This is a genomic window from Leifsonia shinshuensis (assembly GCF_022606355.1).
Classification (GTDB): domain Bacteria; phylum Actinomycetota; class Actinomycetes; order Actinomycetales; family Microbacteriaceae; genus Leifsonia; species Leifsonia shinshuensis_B.
Genome location: NZ_JAHHZQ010000004.1, coordinates 427446 through 451277, shown reverse-complemented (window position 1 = coordinate 451277; position 23832 = coordinate 427446). Strand labels below are relative to the sequence as shown.

General features: G+C 71.4%; 23 protein-coding genes. 12 read left to right on the top strand and 11 right to left on the bottom strand.

Annotated features, from left to right (window positions below; translation table 11 throughout):
- Positions 1 to 34: 34 nt before the first annotated feature.
- Genes KNO15_RS17490 through KNO15_RS17480 form a run of 3 tightly spaced genes read left to right on the top strand, consistent with a single transcriptional unit; the run spans position 35 to position 2708 of the window.
- Positions 35 to 1483, top strand: coding sequence for a dihydrolipoyl dehydrogenase family protein (locus KNO15_RS17490; protein ID WP_241705082.1), 1449 nt, complete (start codon positions 35 to 37; stop codon positions 1481 to 1483).
- Positions 1480 to 1869 (top strand): Fe-S oxidoreductase, encoded by a 390-nt coding sequence (locus tag KNO15_RS17485; protein ID WP_241705081.1) that lies wholly within the window; start codon positions 1480 to 1482, stop codon positions 1867 to 1869. The genes KNO15_RS17490 and KNO15_RS17485 overlap by 4 nt, the downstream gene beginning before the upstream one ends.
- Positions 1866 to 2708, top strand: a complete 843-nt coding sequence (locus KNO15_RS17480; RefSeq protein ID WP_241705080.1) for an SDR family NAD(P)-dependent oxidoreductase — start codon at positions 1866 to 1868, stop codon at positions 2706 to 2708. The genes KNO15_RS17485 and KNO15_RS17480 overlap by 4 nt, the downstream gene beginning before the upstream one ends.
- On the opposite strand, the gene KNO15_RS17475 is transcribed toward KNO15_RS17480, so the two are convergent.
- Complete coding sequence (locus tag KNO15_RS17475; RefSeq protein WP_241705079.1) at positions 2683 to 3132, bottom strand: SIP domain-containing protein; 450 nt, start codon at positions 3130 to 3132, stop codon at positions 2683 to 2685. The genes KNO15_RS17480 and KNO15_RS17475 overlap by 26 nt on opposite strands.
- 116 nt (positions 3133 to 3248) lie before the next feature.
- On the opposite strand from KNO15_RS17475, the gene KNO15_RS17470 reads away from it, so the two are divergent.
- The gene (locus tag KNO15_RS17470) at positions 3249 to 4319 is read left to right on the top strand and encodes an ATP-dependent DNA ligase (RefSeq protein ID WP_241705078.1); all 1071 of its coding nucleotides are present in this window, start codon (positions 3249 to 3251) and stop codon (positions 4317 to 4319) included.
- Between the two features lie 86 nt (positions 4320 to 4405).
- Here KNO15_RS17470 and ligD read toward each other — a convergent pair whose 3' ends face one another.
- A complete protein-coding gene (gene ligD, locus KNO15_RS17465; RefSeq protein WP_241705077.1) occupies positions 4406 to 5428 on the bottom strand; it encodes a non-homologous end-joining DNA ligase in 1023 nt (340 codons plus the stop codon).
- Positions 5429 to 5588: 160 nt separating this feature from the next.
- Here ligD and KNO15_RS17460 point away from each other — a divergent pair, with 160 nt between their 5' ends.
- Both KNO15_RS17460 and KNO15_RS17455 read left to right on the top strand, forming a co-directional pair.
- A complete protein-coding gene (locus KNO15_RS17460) occupies positions 5589 to 6266 on the top strand; it encodes an endonuclease/exonuclease/phosphatase family protein (RefSeq protein ID WP_241705076.1) in 678 nt (225 codons plus the stop codon).
- A 77-nt stretch (positions 6267 to 6343) separates the two neighbouring features.
- Positions 6344 to 7783 carry a lipase maturation factor family protein gene (locus KNO15_RS17455; protein WP_241705075.1) on the top strand — a complete coding sequence of 480 codons (1440 nt, stop codon included), beginning with the start codon at positions 6344 to 6346 and terminating at the stop codon, positions 7781 to 7783.
- Here the strand turns inward: KNO15_RS17455 and KNO15_RS17450 are convergent, their stop codons facing one another.
- From KNO15_RS17450 to KNO15_RS17440, 3 genes are all read right to left on the bottom strand, one after another.
- A complete protein-coding gene (locus KNO15_RS17450; protein ID WP_241705074.1) occupies positions 7784 to 8431 on the bottom strand; it encodes a DUF3885 domain-containing protein in 648 nt (215 codons plus the stop codon). It lies immediately after the preceding gene.
- 13 nt (positions 8432 to 8444) lie between these two features.
- The gene (locus tag KNO15_RS17445; protein ID WP_241705073.1) at positions 8445 to 9071 is read right to left on the bottom strand and encodes a hypothetical protein; all 627 of its coding nucleotides are present in this window, start codon (positions 9069 to 9071) and stop codon (positions 8445 to 8447) included.
- Positions 9072 to 9139: 68 nt separating this feature from the next.
- Positions 9140 to 9538 carry a DUF7144 family membrane protein gene (locus KNO15_RS17440; RefSeq protein WP_241705072.1) on the bottom strand — a complete coding sequence of 133 codons (399 nt, stop codon included), beginning with the start codon at positions 9536 to 9538 and terminating at the stop codon, positions 9140 to 9142.
- Positions 9539 to 9654: 116 nt separating this feature from the next.
- Between KNO15_RS17440 and KNO15_RS17435 the strand changes: the two genes are divergently transcribed.
- The gene (locus tag KNO15_RS17435; protein WP_241705071.1) at positions 9655 to 9957 is read left to right on the top strand and encodes a DUF1905 domain-containing protein; all 303 of its coding nucleotides are present in this window, start codon (positions 9655 to 9657) and stop codon (positions 9955 to 9957) included.
- 104 nt (positions 9958 to 10061) lie between these two features.
- Here KNO15_RS17435 and KNO15_RS17430 read toward each other — a convergent pair whose 3' ends face one another.
- The 3 genes from KNO15_RS17430 to KNO15_RS17420 form a co-directional block, all read right to left on the bottom strand.
- A complete protein-coding gene (locus KNO15_RS17430) occupies positions 10062 to 10994 on the bottom strand; it encodes an MBL fold metallo-hydrolase (RefSeq protein ID WP_241705070.1) in 933 nt (310 codons plus the stop codon).
- A gap of 92 nt (positions 10995 to 11086) precedes the next feature.
- Entirely contained in the window at positions 11087 to 12082 is a 996-nt protein-coding gene (gap, locus tag KNO15_RS17425; protein ID WP_241705069.1) for a type I glyceraldehyde-3-phosphate dehydrogenase, read from the bottom strand.
- A 288-nt stretch (positions 12083 to 12370) separates the two neighbouring features.
- Complete coding sequence (locus KNO15_RS17420; RefSeq protein WP_241705068.1) at positions 12371 to 13327, bottom strand: GlxA family transcriptional regulator; 957 nt, start codon at positions 13325 to 13327, stop codon at positions 12371 to 12373.
- A 237-nt stretch (positions 13328 to 13564) separates the two neighbouring features.
- Between KNO15_RS17420 and KNO15_RS17415 the strand changes: the two genes are divergently transcribed.
- Entirely contained in the window at positions 13565 to 14689 is a 1125-nt protein-coding gene (locus tag KNO15_RS17415) for a hypothetical protein (protein WP_241705067.1), read from the top strand.
- 7 nt (positions 14690 to 14696) lie between these two features.
- On the opposite strand, the gene KNO15_RS17410 is transcribed toward KNO15_RS17415, so the two are convergent.
- The gene (locus tag KNO15_RS17410) at positions 14697 to 15239 is read right to left on the bottom strand and encodes a cysteine hydrolase family protein (protein ID WP_241705066.1); all 543 of its coding nucleotides are present in this window, start codon (positions 15237 to 15239) and stop codon (positions 14697 to 14699) included.
- A 39-nt stretch (positions 15240 to 15278) separates the two neighbouring features.
- On the opposite strand from KNO15_RS17410, the gene KNO15_RS17405 reads away from it, so the two are divergent.
- From KNO15_RS17405 to KNO15_RS17390, 4 genes are all read left to right on the top strand, one after another.
- Positions 15279 to 15755 (top strand): (deoxy)nucleoside triphosphate pyrophosphohydrolase, encoded by a 477-nt coding sequence (locus KNO15_RS17405; RefSeq protein WP_241705065.1) that lies wholly within the window; start codon positions 15279 to 15281, stop codon positions 15753 to 15755.
- Positions 15752 to 16786, top strand: a complete 1035-nt coding sequence (locus KNO15_RS17400) for a zinc-dependent alcohol dehydrogenase family protein (RefSeq protein ID WP_241705064.1) — start codon at positions 15752 to 15754, stop codon at positions 16784 to 16786. The genes KNO15_RS17405 and KNO15_RS17400 overlap by 4 nt, the downstream gene beginning before the upstream one ends.
- Positions 16787 to 16965: 179 nt before the next feature.
- A complete protein-coding gene (locus KNO15_RS17395; protein WP_241705063.1) occupies positions 16966 to 17571 on the top strand; it encodes an HD domain-containing protein in 606 nt (201 codons plus the stop codon).
- Between the two features lie 62 nt (positions 17572 to 17633).
- Positions 17634 to 18524: a 3-methyladenine DNA glycosylase gene (locus KNO15_RS17390; RefSeq protein ID WP_241705315.1), complete on the top strand. Its 891-nt coding sequence runs from the start codon at positions 17634 to 17636 to the stop codon at positions 18522 to 18524.
- Here KNO15_RS17390 and KNO15_RS17385 read toward each other — a convergent pair.
- Positions 18521 to 21061 carry a penicillin-binding protein gene (locus tag KNO15_RS17385; protein ID WP_241705062.1) on the bottom strand — a complete coding sequence of 847 codons (2541 nt, stop codon included), beginning with the start codon at positions 21059 to 21061 and terminating at the stop codon, positions 18521 to 18523. The genes KNO15_RS17390 and KNO15_RS17385 overlap by 4 nt on opposite strands.
- A 155-nt stretch (positions 21062 to 21216) precedes the next feature.
- Positions 21217 to 23772, bottom strand: coding sequence for an ATP-dependent Clp protease ATP-binding subunit (locus tag KNO15_RS17380; protein ID WP_308220453.1), 2556 nt, complete (start codon positions 23770 to 23772; stop codon positions 21217 to 21219).
- Positions 23773 to 23832 lie beyond the last annotated feature (60 nt).

Here is a 23832-nt window from a genome sequence, read left to right as displayed (position 1 = left end):
GAACGCCCTCATCCCGGAACGACAGGAGCGAAACATGTCCGCAGTCGAATACGACGTCATCGTGATCGGAGCGGGGGCGGTCGGCGAGAACGTCGCCGACCGGGCCGCCCAGGGCGGCCTGCGCACCGTGATCGTGGAGGCCGAGCTCGTCGGGGGCGAGTGCTCCTATTGGGCCTGCATCCCCTCCAAGACGCTGCTGCGCTCCTCCGCGGCCCTCCGCGCCGCGCAGCGGGTGGGCGGGGCACGGGAGGCCGTCACCGGCCCCCTCGACGTCGCCGCCGTGCTGCGGCGCCGCGACTACATGACCAGCGATTGGAAGGACGACGGCCAGGTCGAGTGGCTCCGCGGGGCCGGAATCGATCTGGTGCGCGGCTGGGCCACGATCAGTGCGGCCAAGGAGGTCACGGTGACCGCGGACGACGGCACGGTCACGGTCCTCACGGCCCGGCACGCGGTGGCCGTGTGCACGGGCTCTGCAGCGCTGCTTCCCGACATCCCCGGCCTCCGCGAGAGCGAGCCGTGGACGAGCCGAGACGCCACCAGCGTGCAACGGGTGCCGGTGTCGCTGGCGATCCTGGGCGGCGGCACGGTCGGCACCGAGATGGCGACGGCGTACGCCGGATTCGGCACCGAGGTGCACCTGATCGCGCGCAGCGGACTCCTCGGAACGGAGGAGCCGTTCGCCGGCGAGCAGGTCGCCGCCTCCCTGAGGGAGCTCGGCGCGCACGTGCACCTCGACGTCACGACCGAGTCCGTCGAGCGGACGGTCGACGACGGCTTCCGCGTCCACCTGGGCGACGGCACCGTCGTCGAGACGGACGAGCTGCTGGTGGCGGCCGGCCGGCTGCCGCGTTCGTCGGGTCTCGGTCTCGACGCCTTCGGTCTGGAGGACGGCGCCTGGCTGACCGTCGACGACAGCATGCGCGTGCTCGACGCGCACGGCGATCCGGTCGACGGCGGCTGGCTGTACGGCGTCGGCGACGTGAACCACCGGGCTCTGCTCACGCATCAGGGCAAGTACCAGGCACGGGCCGCCGGCGACGCCATCGCCGCGCGGGCTCGCGGCACGGAGGTGTTGCTCGCCCCGTGGGGCGCCTTCGTCGCGACCGCCGACCATCAGGCCGTCCCGCAGGTCACGTTCACCGAGCCGGAGGTCGCCTCGGTCGGGCTCACCGCGGCGAAGGCGGAGAAGGCCGGGTACCGCATCCGGGTGGTCGACTACCCGATCGGCTCGGTCAGCGGAGCGTACGTGGTGGCCGACGACTACGCGGGGACGGCCCGGATGGTGGTCGACGAGGACAGGAAGGTCGTGATCGGCGCGACGTTCGTCGGCCAGGACGTCGGCGAGCTGCTGCACTCGGCCACGATCGCCGTCGTCGGCGAGGTGCCGCTCGACCGGCTCTGGCACGCCGTGCCGTCGTACCCGACGATCAGCGAGGTCTGGCTGCGCCTCCTCGAAGCGTACGGACGCCCCCAGAAGTGACGACGACCCAGCGGCGCGCAGACGGCCCTCTCGCCTCCCTCTTCCTCGATTCGCCGATCAGCCGGCTCGGCTACCTCTATGCGACCACGGTCGGATTCCTCTGGGGCTTCGCCTGGAGCACGGGACGCGTCGAACGGCGCGCCGGGCTCTTCGTGTTCCGAGGCATGCCCAAGCGCACGTTCGGACGCGGCGGATCGTGCGTCGGCGGTTGCTACCTGACCGACCAGAACGTGACGGACGACGTTCTCGAGCACGAGGTCGTGCACAAGCGGCAATGGCAGCGCTACGGGATGCTGTTCCCGTTCCTCTACCTGCTGGCCGGGCGCGACCCGCTGCGCAATCGCTTCGAGATCGAGGCCGGCCTCGAGAAGGGCGGCTACCGATGACCCACACCGCGCGCACGATCATCGTCACCGGGGCGAGCTCCGGTATCGGCGCGGTCGCGGCGGAACGGCTGGCGGCAGCGGGCGACCGCGTGGCCGTGGTCGGTCGTGACGCGGAGCGCACCCGTGCGGTCGCCGACCGGATCGGCGCGACGGCGTTCATCGCCGACTTCGAACGACTCGACGACGTGCGCGCGCTGGCGGCCGACCTCCTCGACCGCTACGACGGCATCGACGTGCTCGCCAACAACGCGGGCGGCCTGTACCACGACCGCCGGCTGACGGTCGACGGCCATGAGCGGACCATCCAGCTCAACCACCTCGCGCCCTTCCTGCTCACACGCCTCCTGCGGCCGCGGCTCGTGGAGACCGCGGCGGCCGGGCGGGAGGTGCGAGTGATCTCGACCGCCAGCATGGCCAATCGATTCGGACGGCTCCGCCTCGACGATCTGAACTGGGAGCGGCGGCCCTGGCGTGGCGGGTGGCGGGCGTACGGCACGTCGAAGCTCGCGACGATCCTGTTCGCCGTCGAACTCGGAGAGCAGCTCACCGGCACCGGCGTGAGCGCGTACTCGTTCCATCCCGGCACGGTGGCGACCCGCTTCGGCGCGAGCTCTCCGCTGATCCGGTTCGGCAACGCGGTGACCGGAGGACGTTACGGGGTGACGGCGGAGGCCGGGGCGGCACCCTTGGAACGGCTCGCCGGGCCCGCGATGGTCGGAGCGCCGACGGGAACCTACTTCGACCGGTTCACGGCCAACGGCCGCACGGCGCGCCAGGCGAAGGACGCCCAGCTCGGCCGTGATCTGTGGACGATCAGCGAGAGCCTGACAGCCGGCTGACCGCGTCCGGCGCCATTCCGACGACCTCGACCAGGTGCTCACCCACGTCGGTGGTGAGCGCCCAGGAGCCGGTGACGACCGCGCGCGTGTTGCCCGGTCCGTCGCACAGCATCTCGGCGGTCCAGGCCCGGACGGCGCGCGTCACCGCTTCACCGCGACCGCAGCGCTCCGCGGTGCCGGGCCGGCCGGAGCGTGCCGAGCGCACCAGCCAGGTGACGGTCATCCGGATGGGCGCGGCGAGCGCGGCGATCTCGGACGGCTCCTCGACCTCCACGAAGACGCGCCCGCGCGCGCACAGAGGAAGGAGCGCGAGCTCGGCCTCCAACTCGGTCAGCGACGTCTCGTCGCCGACGACCAGGAACTGGACGCGGTCGTCGTTGTGCGCGGTGGAGGCGGTGTGGGCGGCGTGGTCGGGTCGGTACATCTCGCTACGAGTATAGGTCAGCCTTACCTAACCTTTTCCGGATGCTCCGTCGGGTGCAGCGGATTACCGGCTCGGGCGCCCTTCCGATGCCCGGGCTCGCACGGCATGATCGAGACATGCTTCCCACCGCGGACTCCCCCGTCGCCCCCATGCTCGCCAAGGCCGTCCCCGCGGTACCGGATCAGGACGCCGTGGCCGGCGGCCTGAGCTTCGAGCCCAAATGGGACGGCTTCCGAGCCATCGTCTACGCCGCCGACGCCGGCGACGGCACGATCGGCGACGTGCAGATCGGCAGCAGGGGCTCGAAGATGCTGACGCGCTACTTTCCCGAACTGGTCGACGCCTTCCGCGAGCTCCTGCCCTCCCCGTGCGTCCTCGACGGCGAGATCGTCGTGCCGACCGGCGAGCCCGGCAGCCAGCGCCTGGACTGGGAGGCGCTCTCGCAGCGCATCCACCCCGCCGCCAGCCGGGTGAACCTGCTCTCCGAACAGACCCCGGCGACTTTCGTGGCGTTCGACCTGATCGGCCTCGGCGACGAGTCGTACCTCGACCGGCCGTTCGCCGAACGGCGCGCGGCGCTGGAGGAGTTCGCCGGCGACCTCCCCGCACCGCTGCAGCTCACCCGGACGACGACCGATGTCGACCTGGCCAGGAGGTGGCTCGTCGAGTTCGAGGGCGCAGGGCTCGACGGCGTCGTGGCCAAGCCGCTCGCCGGCCCGTACACGCCGAACAAGCGCACCCTGCTCAAGATCAAGCACCACCGCACGGCGGACGTGGTCGTGCTCGGCTACCGCGTGCACACCAGCGGACGCGGCGTCGGGTCTCTGCTCGTCGGCCTGTACGGCGACGACGGGGTGCTCCGCAACGTCGGAGGTGTCTCGGCGTTCAGCGACAAGGTGCGGCTGGAGCTCGTGGACGAGCTCGAGCCCCTGGTCGAGCGCGACGAGAGCGGTGCGGCCGTGACGGGGGCGACGGACCGCAGCAGGTTCTCCGCCAGCAAGGACGTGTCGTTCGTGCGACTGTGGCCCGAGCGCGTGCTGGAGGTGCGATACGACCAGATGGAGGGCATGCGCTTCCGGCACACCGCGCAGTTCGAGCGCTGGCGCCCCGACCGCGACCCGGCCTCCTGCACCTACGACCAGCTCGACCGCCCGATCGCGTACGACCTCGCCGGCGTCCTGAGCTGACGGCACCGGCCCGTCTGCAGCAATCCGTTCCTCACTTCCTCCCGCAACACGCCGGCGATACGCGGGAGAAAGTGAGGAGGCGATTGCTACTCGGGCTTCTTGGCCCGGCTGGGCTGCACGCGGGGCGGCTCGCCGGGCATCTTGGGATAGTCGGGAGGGAAGGGGAGCTCGCCGAGGCCGCTGTCGAGATCGCGCTGCCACCAGTCCAGCAGCGCGTCGATCCGGCCCGCCCGCTCGCCGAAGTCGTGCCACGGGTCGCCGACAGTGCTCAGTCGCTGCGGAACGGTGAGCACGGTGAAGTCGCGCGGGTCGACCTGCGGGAGCTCGTCCCAGGTGACCGGTGTCGACACCGGGGCGTGGGCCAGCGCGCGCGGGCTGTACGCGCCCGCCATCGTGCGGTCGCGATTGGCCTGGTTGAAGTCGACGAACACCTTCTCGCCGCGCTCCTCCTTCCACCACGCGGTGGTCACCGCGTCCGGCATCCTGCGCTCCAGCTCGCGCGCCGCGGCGATCACGGCGTGCCGCACGTCGAGGAACTCGCGAACCGGCTCGATCGGCGCGAACACGTGGAGGCCGCGGTTGCCGGAGGTCTTGATGTACGCCTCGAGCCCGACCTCCGCGAGCACCGCGCGCAGCTCGACCGCGGCGGGCACGGCGTCGGCGAATCCGGTGCCGGGCTGCGGGTCGAGGTCGATGCGCAGCTGGTCGGGGTTGTCGGAGTCCTCGGCGCGCGACGGCCACGGGTGGAAGACGATCGTGTTCATCTGCACCGCCCACACCGCGGCCGCCGGCTCGTCGATGACGAGCTGCGGATGCGAGCGGCCGCTCGGGTAGACCACCGGCACCGAGCGCACGAAGTCGGGGGTGCCGCGCGGCGGGTTCTTGGAGAAGAACTCCTCGCCGTCGATCCCTTCGGGGAACCGTTGCAACGACAGCGGGCGGTCGCCGTTGGCGCGGACGAACGCGTCGCCGACCGCCACGATGTAGTTCGCGAGGTCGAGCTTGGTGATGCCGAGCTCGGAGTACAGGACCCGCCCAGGGCTCGAGACGCGGACCTCCCGATCGCCGTGCGGACCGGGGACGGTGAGTACGACTGCATCGCCTGCCATGCGACCACCGTACCGGTCCAACGGGTGATGACCAGGGTGTGAATTCCGTGTGGGATGGGGGCGGTCGGCGCTCGACCCTCCGGGAAGTGGGCCAGAATGAGCGATGTCCGTCATGAGCGATGTCCGCCCGCGGACGACCCGGAACAGTGCAAGGAGGTGGGTGGCCCTGAGGATCATCAGCTACAACCTGCGCAAGCACGCCGCCGGTCACGAGCTCGAGGACATCGCCAAGACGTACGACGCCGACGCACTCTGCCTGCAGGAGTGCGACAGCGAGATGCTCGCACCCCGCCTGCACGACCTCCAGCTCGCGGACGCGACGCGCGCCAATCGCCTCGGCCTCGCCGTCTACGTGCGCGACGAGCGCTACGAGGTGCTGGACACGCAGGTCTTCGCGGTGCACAAGTCGATCCACGACCGGGTGCTCGCCCCCGCGAACGAGCGGCTGCTGGCCGCGCTGCTGCGCGACAAGGACTCCGGCGAGCGCGTGCTGGTCGGGTCGTTCCACGCCGCCCCGCTGACGGCCTCCAACTCGCTGCGGCGCAAGCAGATCGCCGCGGCCCACGAAGGGATGCGCTCACTCGCACCCGAGACGCCCGCCATCATGGTGGGCGACTTCAACTACCCGTGGTTCATCCGAGGGCTGGAGCGTCACCTCACCACGGCGGGCTACACCCTCAACCGCAGCGACGAGCCGACCTACCTGCGCTACAAGTTCTTCACCGGCTACTTCGACTTCGTGACCTCCACCGGCTTCGAGGTGGAGCATGTCGACGTGCTCCCCGCCGGAGCGTCCGACCACCGCGCCATCCGGTTCGACGCCGAGCTCGCGGCGTAGGCCGACGCACTGGTCCCGCCGGCCGTCGGCGGGCGTACGCTGTCGGGCATACCGCGACCACGTCGAGGTGATGACCGATGGATGCGCTGGGCTGGCTGGCCGGCACCGACTACACGATCGCGCGCGAGATCCTGCAGCGCGGCGTCGCGGCCCTCTACGTCGTCGCGTTCCTGTCGGCGGTGGCGCAGTTCCCCGCGCTGCTGGGCGAGCACGGCCTCCTGCCCGCGCCACGGTACCTGCGGAACGCCTACGCCCGGCGCCAGCCGACCCTGTTCCGGCTGCGGTACTCCGACCGCCTGCTGCGCGCGGTCGCCTGGACCGGGGCGGCGCTCTCGGCGCTCGTCGTCGTCGGCGTGCTGCAGCTGACGCCGTCGTACGTGTTCGTCCCGGCGTTCCTGATCGTGTGGTTCCTGTACCTGTCGATCGTGAACATCGGGCAGACCTTCTACGGGTTCGGCTGGGAGAGCCTGATCTGCGAGGCGGGCTTCACGGTGGCCTTCCTCGGCGCGTGGGACACCTCTCCCCCGATCACGGTCGTCATCCTGGTGCGCTGGCTGGTGTTCCGGCTGGAGTTCGGCGCAGGGATGATCAAGATGCGCGGCGACCGGTCCTGGCGCGACCTGACGGCGCTGTACTACCACCACGAGACGCAGCCGATGCCGAACCCGCTGAGTCGCACGGCGCACCTCCTGCCGAAGTGGTGGCATCGTGTGGAGGTGCTGGGCAACCACTTCGCGCAACTGGTCGTGCCCTGGCTGCTGTTCCTGCCGCAACCGGTCGCGAGCATCGCGGCGGCGGTCATCATCCTGACGCAGCTCTGGTTGGTGGCGACGGGCAACTTCGCGTGGCTCAACTGGATCACGATCGTGCTCGCGTTCGCCGGGGTGAGCGACGGCGCCTGGCGGTGGCTGACGGGAGGGGCGCCGACCGGCGGCATCGGCTCCCCTGACGTGCCGGTCTGGTACGCCGCCGTCGCCCTGCTCGCGAGCGCCCTCCTGGTGGCGCTGAGCTGGTGGCCGCTGCGCAACCTGTTCCGGCGCCGCCAGCTGATGAACGCGAGCTTCAACCGCTGGCACCTGGTCAACGCCTACGGCGCCTTCGGCAGCGTGACGAAGGAACGCTTCGAGGTGGTGGTCGAGGGAACGGAGGACGACCCCCACGATCCCGCAGCGCGCTGGCTCGAGTACGGCTTCAAAGGCAAGCCGGGCGAGGTGCGGATGCTGCCCCGCCAGTTCGCGCCGTACCACCTGCGCCTCGACTGGCTGATGTGGTTCCTCGCCCTCGGCTCGCGCGACTCACCCTGGTTCGAGGTGTTCCTGCTGCGGCTGCTGGAGGCCGACCGGCCCACCCTGCGCCTCCTCCGCCTCGACCCGTTCGCCGGCCGGCCTCCCCGCTCGGTCCGCGCGCGGATGTACCTGTACCGGTTCGCGACCCGCGAGGAGAAGCGCGGGACCGGCGCACGGTGGGTGCGCTCGGAGGTCGGGATGCTGGTGCCGCCGGTGGGGTTGCGGGGCTGATCAGAGGCCGTCGGGGCGGGGCGAGAGCCAGTCCGGGTGCGCCGCAGCGAGGCCGTCACGACGTGAGCGGTCGGCGAGGACGATGTCGGCTCCGCCGTCGTAGGGCGCATAGATCCATTCGAGGGAGGGCGGCGCCACGAGGAGGTGTGCCCGGTCGTCCGCCACGAGACGCAGGAGCGGCGCGAGGTCGGTCGGTGTGCGGGCGTCGGCCGCCCAGAAGTAGGTGGTGAGCGACGGGAGCCCGTCCTCGTCCGGCTCCGTGTGGGTGCGCCACGGCCACCACGCCACCGGTGCGGTGCGCGTCCACCCGCCCGCCAGATCGGCACGATCCCATTCCTGCGCGATCAGCACGAGCGCGGAGGACTCCTCCGAGGCCAGGAGCTCGCGCAGGACGGTGAGGTGGCGGTCGAGGATCGCGTCGGACTCGGCGGTGGTCTCCGCGTACCGTTTGCCGTCCGGCAGACTGTGGAAGCGCACCCAGCGTTCCGCGTATGCGTAGCGCAGCAGGTGACCGGCAGGCTCGCTGCCCGGCCAGACCTCGTTCCAGCGCGCGGTCAGCCGCCGTGCGCGGTCGCTCGACTCCGGTTCGTCGAAGTCACCGCCGAGTCTGCGCCGTCGTCGCGAGATCCTCCCTAACGCTGCCAGCACAGGCGCCATCCTCTCAGTACCCCGTGCGCTCCTCCTGGAGCCGCGCGAGGTCGCGCCAGATCAGCAGCTTGAGGCGGGCGGGCTTCTCGCGCTCGTAGTCGGCGCGCAGCGCCTCCACGCCCGAGAACGCGTCGAGCCCGGCCTCGATGGCGCGGCCGACCTCGTCCCAGGCGTCGACGCGGCCGCGCTCGACCAGGGCGAGGAGCTCGTCCTCGGAGTCGGCCTTCGCGCGCAGCGCGGTCGCGAGGGCGACCGCCGCGTCGCGGCGCAGCCTCAGGTTGGCGACATCGATGTCGCGGTAGTCGTGCGGGTGCGTCGCATCGCCGCGCAGGCCCTGGGCGGCCTCCAGGTCCTCCTCGATCCGGCCGGCGGCCTCCCCCTGCTCCGACGCGAGCTCGCGCAGCATGTGCGCGGCCTCCCCGGTGTGCCGGGCGGGGTCGAAGTCGTGGCCGTACTGCAGCGTGTCGACCACGATGTGGTTCTTGACGGCCATGCGGGTGGCGTATTCCGCGAGCAGCATGCCCTCCTCGACGGTCTGGTCGAGCGTGGGCGCGGCAGGTTCCGGCAGGGCGTCCTCGTCGAAGGGACGCGTGCGCACCGTCTTGACGGTGCGCTTCCTGAGCCAGTCGGGCCAGCGCATGGCCACAGCCTTTCGGTCGGTCGTGGAGGCGCCGGCATCGGCGCCTCCACCATTCTCACCGATCGGGGCTAGCCGGACGCACGCGCGGCGAAGAACGCGTTCGCGCGTCGCGTGTAGAGCAGCGCCAGCATGACCACCGCCCACAGGATCTCGAGGATCCCGCTGAAGAACTGCAGGCTGAACAGCAGGATGACACCGCTGATCGCGTTGAGGATCATGACGACGGTCACGAGACCGCGCGCGAACCGGCTGCCGTTCAGCAACCCGCGGGCGACGATCAGGATCACGATGCCGAGGATGATCGACAGGATCGCCGACGTCGTGATCCCGGCCAGCGCGCCGGCGTCGGACGAGGGCACCATCGAGTTGCGGGTGAAGAGGGTCACGACGCCGCCGATGATGTTCAGGATGCCGTTGATGTAGGCGAGCACGGCCACGAAGGTGACGGAACCGGGACGGTTGGGCACTGGAACCTCCTGACGTTGCTGCGAGGATAGCGCGCGCGGTCGCCACCGGGGCAGGGGCTCGGCGAGCGCACGTCGGCGATGTCGGCGATGTCGGCGGGCCGTGGGAGGCTGGGCGTATGGCCGGTGTGCGTTACGAGTTCGAGACGGAGTTGTTCCGGTGGGAGGCCCGGCGCGATCTCTGGGTGTTCGCCCGGCTCCCCGACGACGTGTCGGAGGAGATCCGGCTGCAGCCGCGCCCGCCGTCGGGGTTCGGCTCGGTCAAGGTGATGGTCACGCTCGGCAGGTCGCGCTGGTCGACGTCGGTGTTCCCGGAGAGCGCAGACGGGGCGTACGTCGTCGCGATCAAGGGCGACGTGCGCCGCCGCGAGGGCGTCGGGCTGGGCGATCGGGTCGCGCTGGGTGTGGAGACGGTGCTGTAGCGCGCTGGGTCCGTGGGGGGCGGGTCGGAGTTCGTGCTGACGGCTTGGAGTTCGTCCCGACGGTTCAGAGTTCGGGCCGGCGGCTCAGAGTTCGCCCTGGCGGATCAGAGTCCCCGCCGGCGGCTCACGAGCTCGCGGTGCTGGGCGGTCTGCCGCAGCGCCGACAGCAGGGTGAAGCCGGCGAGGGCGTCCCAGCCGCCCGTCCAGGTCAGCGTGGAGGCGACCTCCCAGACTGTGGCGCCGCTGCTCGCGGCGACCTCCTCGGTGCGACGCAGGTGGTGCGCGGCGAGGGCCGCGCAGCGCTCCCGCACGCCCGTGAACGGGTCCTCGTGGCCGGGGAGCGCCCGGAGGGTCCCGGTGTCGAGTTCCGCCGCGCGGTCGAGGGAAGCGAGGTAGTCCGCGATCGGGTTGGTGTCGGTCGGGCCCCCGAGCCCGAGGCCGGAGTTGACCGTCGGCAGGATGTGATCGCCGGTGAAGAGGAGGTCGGCCTCCTCGTCGTGCAAGCACAGGTGGCCGTCGGTGTGGCCGGGCGTTCCGATCACGCGCACGCGGCGGCCGGGGATGTCGAGCAGCTGCGCGTCGCCCAGCGCGCCCTCCACCACCTGGTCGGCGAGCGTGGCGGCCGGCGCGGTCGGGACGACGGCGGCGGCGAGGAGCTCGGGCCGGCGGTCCTCCGGCACGCCCCAAGCCTCGAGGTCGGGCGGGACGACGCCGATCGCGATCCGACCGAGCGCGTCCCGCTCCCGCTCGTGCAGCAGCACCGGAGCGCCGGTCCGGGCCCGCAGAGCGGCGGCGCCGCCGGCGTGGTCGGCGTGGAGGTGGGTGATGACGATCGAACCCACCTCGGTGTCGCCGATCGCGGCCTCCAGCACCGCACGCGCCTCCGCCGTCGGGGAGCCGGGGTCGACCACGTGGACGCGCCCGTCACCGTCGTCGATCAGGTAGGCGTTGCTGAACGGGAGGCCGGTGCCCGGCGGCATCGGGACGCGCACCCTGCCTACGCCGTGCGCGACCGGCTCGGGGGCGGATGTCGTCATCCCCTCACGCTAGTGGACGCTCGGCACGCGCAGACGGCACGCGCAGACGGGCCGCGCACCCGAGGATGCGCGGCCCGTCGTGGCAGTCGGTCTCAGCCGGCCAGCAGGCCGAGCGTGTCGACCACGCGGTTCGAGAAGCCCCACTCGTTGTCGTACCAGGCGACCACCTTGACGTGGCGGCCGTCGACGCGGGTGAGCTCGGAGTCGAAGATCGACGACGCCGGGTTGCCGGTGATGTCGGACGAGACCAGGGCGTCCTCCGAGTACTCGAGGACGCCGGCCAGCGCACCTTCCGCGGCGGCGCGATAGGCCGCGAGGACCTCGTCGCGGGTGACGTCGCGCGACACCACGGTGTTCAGCTCGACGATCGAGCCGACCGGAACGGGCACGCGGATGGAGTCGCCCGACAGCTTGCCGTCGAGGTTCGGCAGCACCAGGCCGATCGCCTTGGCGGCGCCGGTGGTGGTGGGGACGATGTTGACGGCGGCGGCGCGGGCGCGGCGCGGGTCGCGGTGCGGCCCGTCCTGCAGATTCTGCTCCTGCGTGTACGCGTGCACGGTCGTCATGAAGCCGTGCTCGATGCCGGCGAGGTCGTCCAGCACTGCCGCGAGCGGAGCAAGGGCGTTCGTCGTGCAGGAGGCGTTGGAGACGATGGTGTGCACGGCCGGGTCGTAGGCGTCGGTGTTCACGCCGAAGGCGAGGGTCACGTCGGCTCCGTCGGCGGGCGCGCTCACGAGCACCTTCTTGGCTCCGGCCTCCAGGTGGGCGCGGGCGGCGGTCGCGGAGGTGAAGCGGCCGGTGGACTCGAGCACGATGTCGATACCGAGTTCGCCCCACGGCAGCTGCGCCGGCTCACGCTCGGCGAGCACGCGGATGCGGCGGCCGTCGACCACGAGCACGTCGCCGTCGACCGAGACCGGGCGGCCGAGCCGGCCGGCGGTGGAGTCGAACGCGAGCAGTTTGGCGAGGGCGGCGGGCTCGGTGAGGTCGTTGACGGCGACGACCTCGAGGTCGCTGTCGCGCTCCAGGAGGGCGCGGAGCACGTTGCGGCCGATGCGGCCGAATCCGTTGATGGCGATGCGGGTCATGCGGGGGAATCCTTTCGATCGGGTCCAGCCTCCGCCCTGGCGTCCTCCCCCACCAGCGGCGCGAACGCCACCGTTCGCAAGATTCCCGCCAGGTCGGGATTCGTGACGAATGTCGCGATTCGTGGCACGAATGTCGCGATTCGTGACGAATGCGATGCCCCTACGGAGGCCAGCCGTGTGAGACATTCGTGACGAAGGTCAGGATTCGTGGCACGAATCTCGGGATTCGTGACGAATGTCGCGATTCGTGGCACGGATGCTGCGATTCGTGACGAAGGTCGGCGCGGCTCAGTCTTCGGTGCCGGCGAACGTGCGGCGGTACTCGCTGGGCGTCGTGCCCAGGATGCGCTGGAAATGCAGGCGCAGGTTCGCGCCCGTGCCGAGTCCCACGTCGGCGGCGATCTGCTCGACGCTCCGCTCGGAACGCTCCAGCAGCTCCCTGGCGACATCGATCCTGGCGCGCATGACCCACTGCATCGGGGTGTAGCCCGTGTCCTCCACGAAGCGGCGCGAGAACGTGCGCGGCGACACGGCCGCGCGCTGCGCGAGGAGATCCAGCGAGAGCGGCTCACCCAGCCGGTGCAGCGCCCACTCCCGGACGGCGGCGAACCGCTCGCCGAGCGGCTCGGGGACGCTGCGCGGCACGTACTGCGCCTGGCCTCCGCTGCGGTAGGGCGCGGCCACCAGCCGGCGGGCGGCGTGGTTGGCGGCCGCGATGCCGAGGTCGCCGCGGAGTACGTGCAGGCAGAGATCGATGCCGCTCGCCGCGCCGGCGGACGTGAGCACCTCCCCCTCGTCGACGAAGAGGACGTTCTCGTCCACCCGGATCAGCGGGTACCGCTGGGCGAGCGCACGGGTGTAGTGCCAGTGCGTCGTCGCGCGCTTGCCGTCGAGGAGGCCGGTCGCGGCCAGGGCGAACGCGCCGGTCGAGATCGCCGCGAGCCGGGCGCCGCGGGCGTGCGCGGCGAGCAACGCTTCCACCACAGCCGACGGAGGATCCTCGCGGTCGGGGTGCCGATATCCGGGAAGGAACACGATGTCGGCCCACTCGAGCGCCCCGAGCCCGTGCGCCACATGGTACGACAAGCCGTCGCCTCCGGTGACGAGGCCCGGAGCCGCACCGCATACGCGCACTTCGTACGGCATGCTCGCACGCGTGGTGAAGACCTGCGCGGGGATGCCGACGTCGAGAGGCTTCGCGCCCTCGAGCACGAGGACGGCGACGCGATGCAGGCGGTCGGGCACAGGATCAGGCTAGCGTCGTGGCGGCGATGTTCAGCACGTCAGTGCCGGGGCCACCGCCGGCCGGATCGGTTCGGTGTCAGCGGGCACGGCCGAGCTGGACGCGGGCCCGGTTAGTGCCGTCGGCGGCGGAGATGGTCCGGCCGAACCCGAGCAGGGCGCGGAGGCCGGGACATGCCTACTCTGGATCGTGTCAACGCCGACGCCCGACGCCGACGCCCGAACGATCGGAGCGGAACCATGGGATGGAGTATCACGAACCTCACGACGGCGACCTCCGGAGCGCCGCTCGCCGTCTACCAGCCGACGGCGTGGCTGTTCGCGCAGTTCACGCGGCACGTCGTGTTCCAGGGGTACACCCCGACAACCGGAGGCGACGGGCAGCTCTACGAGCTGTACTGCAGCGCGAGCGACGACTGGAACGTGAAGAACCTGGTCTCCGAGGCCGACGGCTTCCCGGTCGGCACCAACGCCAAGGGATACATCTGGGCGCACCAGGGCTCGCAGCACGTGGTCTACCAGGGCTTGCGGCTCGACGGCCGCGTGCACGAGCTCTGGTACACGGAGGACGACGGCTGGAACCACAACGATCTCACCTCTGCCGGGCACGCGCCCCTCACGCTGTCGCAGCCGTTCGGGTACGAGACCTTCTACGACGGGGCCCAGCGGGTGGTCTACCACGCGCGGGCGACCGGCGGAGGCGGCGTGCACGAGCTGCGCAACGCCGGCGACGGCTGGCACGATGCCGACCTGACGACGCCGATCGGCGCTCCGCTGTGCGCCGGCGACGCGGCACCCACCGGGTACGCGTTCGAAGACCAGCAGACGGCGCACGTGCTCTACCGCACCGATCAGGGCCACATCGTCGAGCTGTGGGAGGACGGTTCGGGCTGGCACTGGGGCGACCTCACAGCGGTCACCGGCGCGCCGGTGTCCAGCGACGCCGAGACGGTGACCGGCTACGTGTTCCGCGGCCAGGGCACGCAGCATATCGACTACGTCGGAGGCGACGGCCACCTGCACGAGCTCTGGTGGGCGGCGGACGGCTGGCACCACAACGACCTCACGACGGCGGCGGGCGCTGCCGCACCGTTTCCGACCTCCAGCCCGGCGGGTTACGCGTTCGAGGCGGGGCTCTTCCAGCCCGTGGCGACCCAGCACGTGATCTTCACCGGGCACGACGAGATGGTCCACGAGTTGTGGTGGCAGGAGGGCGCCTGGCACACCAACGACATCGGCGCCCGCGTCGGCGCTCCGCCGATCGTCGGCGGACCCGTCGCGTTCGTGGAGGTCGACCAGGGCACGCAGAACGTGTTCTACCTGAGCGACGCGCACCAGATCATCGAGCTGCGTTGGAGGGTGTGAGCGCGGGTCACAGCTCCACGTCGGCCGCGGTCGCGACCGCGAACTCCTGGCCGGGATAGCGCAGGCCGGAGAAGTACCGGTTCGTGTGCGCGACGATCTGCTCCGCGGTGATCGTCACGCCCTCCCACTCGGCGTCCGTCGTCGTGTGGGCGTCGCCGACGAGCACGACGTCGTAGCCGCGGACGGCAGCGCTCTGCGTGGTCGTGCGGATGCAGAAGTCGCTCTGCGCTCCGGCGACCACCAGGCGGGTCGCGTCGAACGACTCGAGAACCTCGTCGAGGTCGGTGCCCGCGAACGCGTCCCGGTACTCCTTGCGGACCTGCGGCTCGCCCGCGGCGGGGACGAGGCCGTCCGCAAGCTGCCATGGTGCGCTCTCCCACGGCAGGTCGTCCGCCTCGTGCTGCACCCAGACCACCGGAGTGCCGGCGGCACGGGCCCGGCCGACGAGCATCGCCGTCCGCTCGACGACGCCGTCTGCGTCGGCGCAGCCGGGGAGCACCCCTTTCTGCAGGTCGATCACGAGCAGGACGGTCGGGTTCGTGTCGGTCACCTGACCATCCTCGCACCCGCGGCAGGGCAGGATGGGACAGTGCCAGCGTCCGCCCTCCCCGTCGTGGTCGTCGCCGCCGTGATCGTGCGCGGCGACGCCGTGCTGGCCTGCCGTCGCGCCGCGCACAAGGACGCGGCAGGGCGCTGGGAGTTCCCCGGCGGCAAGGTGGAGGCCGGCGAGACACCTCAGGGCGCCCTGGCCAGGGAGCTGCGCGAGGAGCTCGGGGTCGATGTGCGAGTCGGTGCGCTGCTCGATCGGACGGTCACCGGGACCGTCGACCTCGCCTGCTACGGGGCGACGCTCGCCGGGCCGCCGCCCGCATCCTCCACGGACCACGATGCACTGGAGTGGCGGCGCCCTGGCGCACTCGCAGGGCTCGACTGGGCTCCGGCGGATCTGCCGGTGGTCGCGGTGCTCGCCGCGCTGCCGTGGGCGGAGCTGACGGCGGCTGCGAGCGGCGCCGGGAGGCCGACGGACGAAGCGACGGACGAAGCGATGGACGAGGAGCCACGATGAAGGCGCTGTACTACGAGACGTTCTCCGGGGCGGTCAGCGTCGCCGACCTGCCGGTGCCGGAGGTGCCGGACGGCGGAGCGCTCATCCGCGTCGCCGCCTCGGGGCTGTGCCGCAGCGACTGGCACGCGTGGGCCGGCCACGACGACACCGTGCAGCTCCCGCACGTGCCCGGCCACGAGTTCTCCGGGGTCGTGGAGGCCGTCGGCGCCGGCGTCGAACACTGGCGCGCGGGCGACCGCGTCACCGCACCCTTCGTGAACGGGTGCGGGCGCTGCGAATGGTGCCGAACCGGCCACGCGCAGGTCTGCCCCGACCAGACGCAGCCCGGCTTCACGCACGCCGGGTCGCACGCCGAGTTCGTGGTCGTGCGCGCAGCCGACCTCAACCTTGTGGCGCTGCCCGACGGCCTCGCGGACACGGCGGCCGCGGCACTCGGCTGCCGGTTCGCCACGGCGTACCGGGCGCTCACGGCCCGCGCCGCGCTCCGGCCGGGCGAGTGGGTCGCGGTGTACGGCGCGGGCGGCGTGGGCCTCAGCGCCATCGCGATCGCGCGCGCTCTCGGCGCCCGGCCGATCGCGGTCGACCGCTCCCCCGCGGCGCTGGAGGTCGCGGCTCGCCTCGGCGCCGAGCACACCCTCCCGGCCGGGCCGGACGTCGCCGAGGTCGTCGCCGAGTTGACCTCGGGCGGCGCGCACGTGGCCGTCGACGCTGTCGGCTCGGCCGAGACCGCGGTGGCGGCTGTGCGGTCGCTGCGCCGGCGCGGCCGCCATGTGCAGATCGGCCTCCTCGCCGGCGGCCTGCCTGTGCTCCCGCTCGACCGGGTGATCGCGTGGGAGCTCGATGTGCTCGGCAGCCACGGGATGGCCGCGGCCGACTACCCGGGGATGCTCGCCCTGGTCGCCTCCGGCGACCTCCGCCCCGACGCTCTCGTCGGTCGCACCGTCGGGCTGGCGGAGGCGGCGCGCCTCCTCCCCCTGACCGAGTCGACGCCCTCGGTCGGTATCACCGTGCTCGACCCGACGCGCCCGTAGCGACCGCAGGCATGTGCGCCGAATGTGGCGATAGGGCCCGCGTATCGCCACATTTGCGGGGCATGTGGCGACAAGGCACGGGGATTGCGGCCAGAGGCGGCGAGAGCGCGGGCCGAAGACGGCGGGAATTCGTCGGCCGCGGGCCGGATCTGTACGGTGCGACGCGCCAGGATGGTGGCATGCGCCTCGCCGACATCACCGTTCCCGACACCGCCGCCGCGCGCGCCGCGCTCGAGCTGGCCACCGAGTACCACACGCCCTCGCTCCTGAACCACGTGCTCCGGTCGTGGTTGTGGGCGGAGGCGTTCGCCACCGTCGAGGGCCTCCACGGCATCGACCGCGAGCTGTTGTACGTCTCCGCGGTGCTGCACGACATCGGAGTCGTTCCGGCGTTCGACAACCACACGCTGTCCTACGAGGACGCCGGCGGCCACGTCGCGAAGGCGCTCACGGCGGGCGCAGGCTGGAGGCCGGAGCGGCGGGTCAGGGCGCACGAGGTGATCGTGAGGCACAACTGGCCCCAGGTCGATCCCGCGTTCGACCAGGAGGGCCACCTGCTGGAGGTCGCGACCGCGCTCGACATCTCCGGCGTGCGTCCCGACATCCTGCCGCGGGAGTTCCTGCGCGAGGTCGTCGCCGCGCACCCGCGGCTCGATCTGGCCGCCGAGTTCACCGCGTGCGTCACCGACCAGGCGATGCGCAAGCCCACGACCGCGGCCCACCGCATCGTGGAGCGCGGCGTCGCCGAGAAGCTCCGCCGCAACCCGCTGGAGTCGCTCGGCTGACGGGCACGTATCCTCGACGGGTGACCTTCCCGCTTCCCGCCGCCGAGCGCGCCGCCACCCGGATGCCTGCCGCTCAGTTGCAGGCGACGCAGTGGCGCGCCCGCGCCGCAGCGCACGCCGACCGCGCCGACGCGCTCACGGCCGGCCATCGCGCCCGCGCGTCGCGCGGCGAGAAGCACCCCGTCGAGGACTTCCTGTTCACCTACTACTCGTACTCGCCCGCGGTGCTCCGGCGCTGGCATCCCGGCCCCGGCGTCGAACTGCTGGAGGCGGCGGACGATCCTCGGGCGTCGTGGCGCTGGTACACCGACGGGTCGACACCGGGATCCCTCGTCGTCGACCGCGCGGCGGTGGAGGCCGAGAAGGCGCCGCAGCTGGCGGCCATCGAGCGGATCCTGCGCTCCACGGCGGCGCGGCCCGGCCGATTCGGATGCTTCGGCCTCCACGAGTGGGCGATGGTCTACCGGCAGGGCGAGCACCGGCACGACGTGCCGCTCCGCCTCGGGCAGGCCGCGACCGACGCCGTCGTGGAGGCCGCCGAGCTGCGCTGCACCCACATCGACGCGTTCCGCTTCTTCACGCCCGACGCCGTGCCGCTCAACCGGTTCGCGCCCACGCGCGAGACCCAGCCGGAGCTGGAGCAGCCGGGCTGCCTCCACGCGGGGATGGACGTCTACAAGTGGGCGATGAAGCTGGGCCCGCTGCTCCCCGGCGAGCTGCTGCTCGACGCGTTCGAGCTCGCCCGCGACATCCGGCTGCTTGACATGCAGGCCTCCCCGTACGACATGCGGCCATGGGGCGCGGAGCCGGTGCGGATCGAGACGCCGGAGGGCAAGGCCGAGTACGTGCGCCGCCAACGCGCGTTCGCCGAGCGGTCGAACGCGCTGCGCGCCCGGGTGCTGAGCGCGTGGCGGGGCGGCCAGGCCGACGGCGCGCGCGGCGACGACGACTAGCCGCCGTTCCCTCCGCCTGCGCCCGCCCCTGTGCCGCCTCCGCCGGTCGTGCCGCCGGCGCCGCCGCCCGCACCGCCGCCGTTGCCGTTGCCGTTCGTGGCCCGCGGCGTCGGCGTGCCGGTCGACGGCCCGGCGGTCGGCTGACCCGAGCTGAGCTGGATGGTCACGCTCGATCCCCCGTCGACCGTCGAGCCTGCCGACGGGTCGGTCCCGGCGACGGTGCCTGCGGGCTGGTCGCTCGCGACCGGGGTCGGGTCGACCGTGACCGAGAGGCCGAGGGCCTGCAGCAGCTGGGTCGCCTGGTCTGTCGTCTTGCCCGCGACGTCCGGGATGGACACCTGGCTTCCGTACAGCACCGAGCTGTCCGGCTTCGGGAAGGAGTCGCCTCCGTAGACCGCGTCGAGCGCCTTCAGGATCGGCCTGGCGATCGAGAACTTGACGTTGCCGCCGCCGACCCCGTTGAAGTCCAGACTGCGCAGCGCGGTCTGGCCGGACACGTTGCCCACCCAGGTCGCCTGCGCCACCTTCGTGGTGGAGGTGATCATCCAGTTCTGCACCGAGTTGTCGGTCGTACCGGTCTTGCCCATGATCGGGGTGCCGTCGTAGGGGTTGGCGCTGGCCGCCGTCCCGCCGCCGCGCATGACACCCTGCAGTGCGTAGGTGATGCCGGACGCGATGTTCTTGGGCAGCCCCTGCGTGCACGTCGACGGGCTGACCTTGTGCGGGGTCCCGTCGGCGTTGATCACCTTGTCGATCGCGATCGGCGTGCAGACCGTACCGCCGTTAGCGATGCCCGCGTACGCCGTCGCCATCGTGAGCGGCGCGATGTTGTTCGTTCCGAGGATCATCGAGGGGTACGAGTTGAGCTGGGTGCCGGTCTTGGCGGGGTGGACGCCCAGGTTCTCCGCCGCCTTGAGGATCGAGCACAGGTCGGTCTTGGTCGCCATCATGGCGAACGCCGTGTTGACGGACTGCGCGGTCGCCGACATCACCGACAGCCGGCCCGCGGAGCCCTCGTCGTTGGACACCGGCCATGGCGGCCCCGAGACGGTGCCGCAGCTGCTCGAGAAGTCGGACATCGGGAAGGTGTGCTGGGACGCGTCGACCGTCTCGTAGAGGCTGTGGCCGCCCGCCAGCCAGCCGGCGAGGTCGAACGCCTTGAACGTCGAACCGGTCTGGAAGCCCTCCGAGCCTCCGTAGGCCTCATCGGTGTTGTAGTTGACCGCTGTCGTGCCGTCCTGTGCCTGGTCGGTGTTGTTGAACGCACGGTTCTCGACCATGGTGACGATGCGGCCGGTGCCGACCTCCACCGACACGTTGGACGCACCGATGTCGATATCGGGGCGCGAGCCGGGGATGTACTTCGACAGCGACTGCTGCGCGATGCCCTGCAGGTCGAGGTTGAGGGTCGTGTAGATCTTGAGGCCGCCGCGGTTCAGGGTGGCCCAGCGGTCGGCGCTGGTCTTGCCGTACGCCGGGTCGTTCAGGATCACGTCGCGCACGTAGTCGCAGAAGAACGCCGCGTTGTAGTTGGCCGCGGTGACGCACCCGGAGGTCGCGGGGGCGATCGTCGGGGTGATGGGGGTCTTCTTCGCCGCATCCCTGTCGGCCGCCGTGATCTTGTGGTTGATGTACATGCGGTCGAGCACGTAGTCGCGGCGGTCCTTCGTCAGCGCGTAGCCGTTGGCCGCACCGTTGTCCTTGTTGGTGGGCTGGTCGATGCGCAGGTTCGACGGGTTGTTGACGATCGCGACCAGCGTCGCCGCCTGCGGCAAGGTGAGCTGGGCCGCGGACGTGTTGAAGTAGTACTCGGCGGCGGCCTCGATGCCGTACACCTGGCCGCCGAAGCCGACGACGTTCAGGTAGCCGAGCAGGATGGCCTGCTTGCTGTACTTCTTCTCCAGCCCGACTGCGTACCGCATCTCCTGCACTTTGCGCTGGAGGGTGACGCCGGCGGCGTCGGTGTAGCAGGCCTGCACCTTCTTCTGGTCGGTGAGCGCCTCGCACTTCTCGACCTCGACGTTTTTGACGTACTGCTGCGTGATCGACGACCCGCCCTGCACGCTGCCGCCCACGACGGTCGACAACGCGCCGCGCACCGTGCCGAACAGGTCGACGGCGCCCTCGCTGTAGAACCGCGGGTCCTCGGCGGAGGTCGTCGCGTCCTTGACCACCTGGGCGACGGCATCCCAGCCGACGTCCTTGCGGTCCTGCGCGTAGAACTGGGCGATCGGCACGTACTTGCCACCCGTGGTGGCGAACACCGTGGAGTTCTGCGCGAACTGCTGGATGTTCAGGTCGGCGGGAAGCTTGTTGAAGTCGCTGATGCCCGCAGCAGCCGCGACGCCGGCTCCCAGGAAACCCGGAAGAAAGAACAGCGCGGAGAGCACTGCGGCCACGACGGCGAGCGCGACGAACTGGACGATCGCGCGGTTACGGGAGCGCGGAGCACGCAACTCGAACCGCTTCAACGGCTCGAGACGCTCGTCGATCGCCTGAAGGCGCGGTGAATTCTGGAATCTGTCCGGGATGGGCACGTGTCCACGCTTCCAGGGTCGGCTGTGCGGGCGGTTGGGACACGCACGGTACCCCTTTGGGGACGTTCAGGAAGGGGAGCCGAAACGAAACGGCACGACATGCCGTCATCCGGTTCACGGAGACGGCATGTCGTGCCGTTTCGAAGGTGCGGCCGCTACGCCGCCGCCGCGAACACCGCGCGCGGGCGCACGGTGAGCGCCTCGCCGCTCGCGTCGACGACGACGGTGCCGCCGTCGGTGACCTCGCCGGCCACCAGGAGTTCGGCGATGCGGTCGTCGACCTCGCGCTGGATGACGCGGCGGAGCGGGCGGGCGCCGTACTCCGGCTCGTAGCCGGCGTCGGCGATCCACTGGACCGCGGCGTCGGTGACGTCGAAGCCGATGCTCCGGTGGGCGAGGCGGCCGGCCGTCGCCTGCAGGAGCAGGCGGACGATGTCGCGCAGCTGCTCGGCGTCCAGCTTGCGGAACAGCACGATCTCGTCGATGCGGTTCAGGAACTCGGGACGCATGGCCTCCCGCAGCTTGCCCATCACCCGGTCGCGGATGTCCTTGTCGGACGCGAACCCGTCGGAACCCATCGGCACGAAGCCGAGGGCGCCGCTGCGGGATGCCAGGAACTCCGAACCGAGGTTGGAGGTCATGATCACCACTGCGTTGCGGAAGTCGACCGTGCGGCCCTGGCCGTCGGTGAGGCGGCCGTCGTCGAGCACCTGCAGCAACAGGTTGAAGACGTCGGGGTGGGCCTTCTCGATCTCATCGAACAGCACGACCGAGTACGGGTTGCGACGCACGCGCTCGGTGAGCTGGCCTGCCTCGTCGTAGCCGACGTACCCGGGAGGGGCGCCGACCAGGCGGGCCACCGTGTGGCGCTCGCCGAACTCGCTCATGTCGAACCGGATCATCGCCTTGTCGTCGCCGAACAGCGACGCCGCCAGGGCCTTGGCCAGCTCCGTCTTGCCGACACCGGTCGGGCCGAGGAACAGGAACGAGCCGACGGGGCGGCGCTCGTCGCCGAGGCCGGTGCGGTTGCGGCGCACCGCCTTCGCGACGGCCGTCACCGCGTCCTCCTGACCGATCACGCGCTCGTGCAGCTCCGACTCGAGCGCGGCGAGGCGCTCGCGGTCGGCGTCGCCGATGCGCGTCACGGGGATGCCGGTCGCCCGCGAGATGATCGCGGCGATCTCGGCCTCGTCGACGACCGCATCGGCTGCGGCCGCGGCGTGCCGGGCGGAGCCGAGCTCGTCGATCGAGCGCTGCACGGCCTCCATCTCGTCGCGGAGGCGCGAAGCCTCCTCGTAGTGCTCGCTCGCCACGGCGGAGTTCTTCTCCGACTCCAGGTTGGCCAGCTTCTGCATCAGCTCGGACGCGTCGACGCGCTTGCCCAGCGACAGGCGCAGCCGGGCGCCCGCCTGGTCGATCAGGTCGATCGCCTTGTCGGGCAGGAAGCGGTCGGAGATGTAGCGGTTCGACAGCTCCACGGCGGCACGGATGGCGTCCGGCGTGTAGCTGACGCCGTGGTGCTCCTCGTAGGCGGCGCGCAGGCCGTCCAGGATCAGCACCGCGTCCTCCACGCTCGGCTCGCCGACCGTCACCGGCTGGAAGCGACGCTCCAGCGCCGGGTCCTTCTCGATGCGGCGGTACTCCTTGAGCGTGGTCGCCCCCACCAGGTGGAGGTCGCCACGGGCCAGCCGGGGCTTCAGGATGTTGCCCGCGTCCATCCCGCCGGACTCGCCGGACCCTCCGGCGCCGACCACGGTGTGCAGCTCGTCGATGAACACGATCAGCTCGTCCTTGCCCGCGCTGATCTCGTCCATGAGCTTGGTGAGCCGCTCCTCGAAGTCGCCGCGGTACCGGGTGCCGGCGACCATTCCCGCCAGGTCGAGCGCGACGACCTTCTTGTCGCGCAGCTGCTCCGGAACGTCGCCGGCGACGATCGCGCGGGCCAGGCCCTCGACGATCGCCGTCTTGCCGACGCCGGCCTCGCCGACCAGCACGGGGTTGTTCTTCGTCCGGCGGGACAGGATCTCGACGGTCTGCTCGATCTCGTCGAGTCGGCCGACGACCGGGTCCAGCCCGCCGTCGCGCGCGAGCTCGGTCAGGTCGGTGCCGAACTGGTCGAGCATCGGCGTCGTGGAGTCTCCGGCCGCGTCCGCGGAGGCGGGATCCGCACTCGCACCGACCGTCGCGGCCTGACGCATCGCGCTGGTGAGCGAGTCGGGGGTCACGCCGGCGGCCTGCAGGACCTGCCCGGCGGGCGCGTCCTGACCGATCACGAGCGCGAAGAAGAGGTGCTCAGGGTCGATGTAGGTCGAGCCGGAGGCGCGGGCGACCTGATAGGCGTGGAACAGCGCCCGCGAGGCGGATGCCGTGATCGAGGCGCCGTCGGCGTCGAGCGGCTCACCGGATGCCGGGAGGCGCTGCTCGGCGGCATCGGCGACCGCGTTCGGGTCCACGCCGATGCGGCGCATGGCGTCGGCCGCCGGCTCCTCCGCCGCCATCACGCGGAGGATGTGCAGGGAGTCGAGCTCGCGGTGGCCGTGCTCGAGGGCGTAACGGCCCGCCTCGGCGAGCAGCTCCTGGGTGCGCCGGCTGAGGAAGCGGCTGATGTCGATGGAGCGCGCGGCGCGGGCGCGCTCGCCCGCGAGGTAGCGCGAGAGGAACTCGTCGAAAGAGTTCTCGCTGCCGCCGTCGGGGGTGAAGTTCTCGGGCACTTGATCTCCAGTTCTCAAAGTTGAGTTATGTGCACTCAAGTTCAACACTGGGGTGGGAAC

Coding starts and splice junctions, on each gene's coding strand:
- KNO15_RS17475 (WP_241705079.1), bottom strand. CDS start 3,132: ATGTACCGACCCGACCACGCCGCCCACACCGCCTCCACCGCGCACAAC.
- ligD (WP_241705077.1), bottom strand. CDS start 5,428: ATGGCAGGCGATGCAGTCGTACTCACCGTCCCCGGTCCGCACGGCGAT.
- KNO15_RS17445 (WP_241705073.1), bottom strand. CDS start 9,071: ATGCGCTGGCCCGACTGGCTCAGGAAGCGCACCGTCAAGACGGTGCGC.
- KNO15_RS17415 (WP_241705067.1), top strand. CDS start 13,565: ATGGGATGGAGTATCACGAACCTCACGACGGCGACCTCCGGAGCGCCG.
- KNO15_RS17395 (WP_241705063.1), top strand. CDS start 16,966: ATGCGCCTCGCCGACATCACCGTTCCCGACACCGCCGCCGCGCGCGCC.
- gap (WP_241705069.1), bottom strand. CDS start 12,082: ATGACCCGCATCGCCATCAACGGATTCGGCCGCATCGGCCGCAACGTG.
- KNO15_RS17490 (WP_241705082.1), top strand. CDS start 35: ATGTCCGCAGTCGAATACGACGTCATCGTGATCGGAGCGGGGGCGGTC.
- KNO15_RS17400 (WP_241705064.1), top strand. CDS start 15,752: ATGAAGGCGCTGTACTACGAGACGTTCTCCGGGGCGGTCAGCGTCGCC.
- KNO15_RS17470 (WP_241705078.1), top strand. CDS start 3,249: ATGCTTCCCACCGCGGACTCCCCCGTCGCCCCCATGCTCGCCAAGGCC.
- KNO15_RS17430 (WP_241705070.1), bottom strand. CDS start 10,994: ATGACGACATCCGCCCCCGAGCCGGTCGCGCACGGCGTAGGCAGGGTG.
- KNO15_RS17390 (WP_241705315.1), top strand. CDS start 17,634: ATGCCTGCCGCTCAGTTGCAGGCGACGCAGTGGCGCGCCCGCGCCGCA.
- KNO15_RS17480 (WP_241705080.1), top strand. CDS start 1,866: ATGACCCACACCGCGCGCACGATCATCGTCACCGGGGCGAGCTCCGGT.
- KNO15_RS17455 (WP_241705075.1), top strand. CDS start 6,344: ATGGATGCGCTGGGCTGGCTGGCCGGCACCGACTACACGATCGCGCGC.
- KNO15_RS17435 (WP_241705071.1), top strand. CDS start 9,655: ATGGCCGGTGTGCGTTACGAGTTCGAGACGGAGTTGTTCCGGTGGGAG.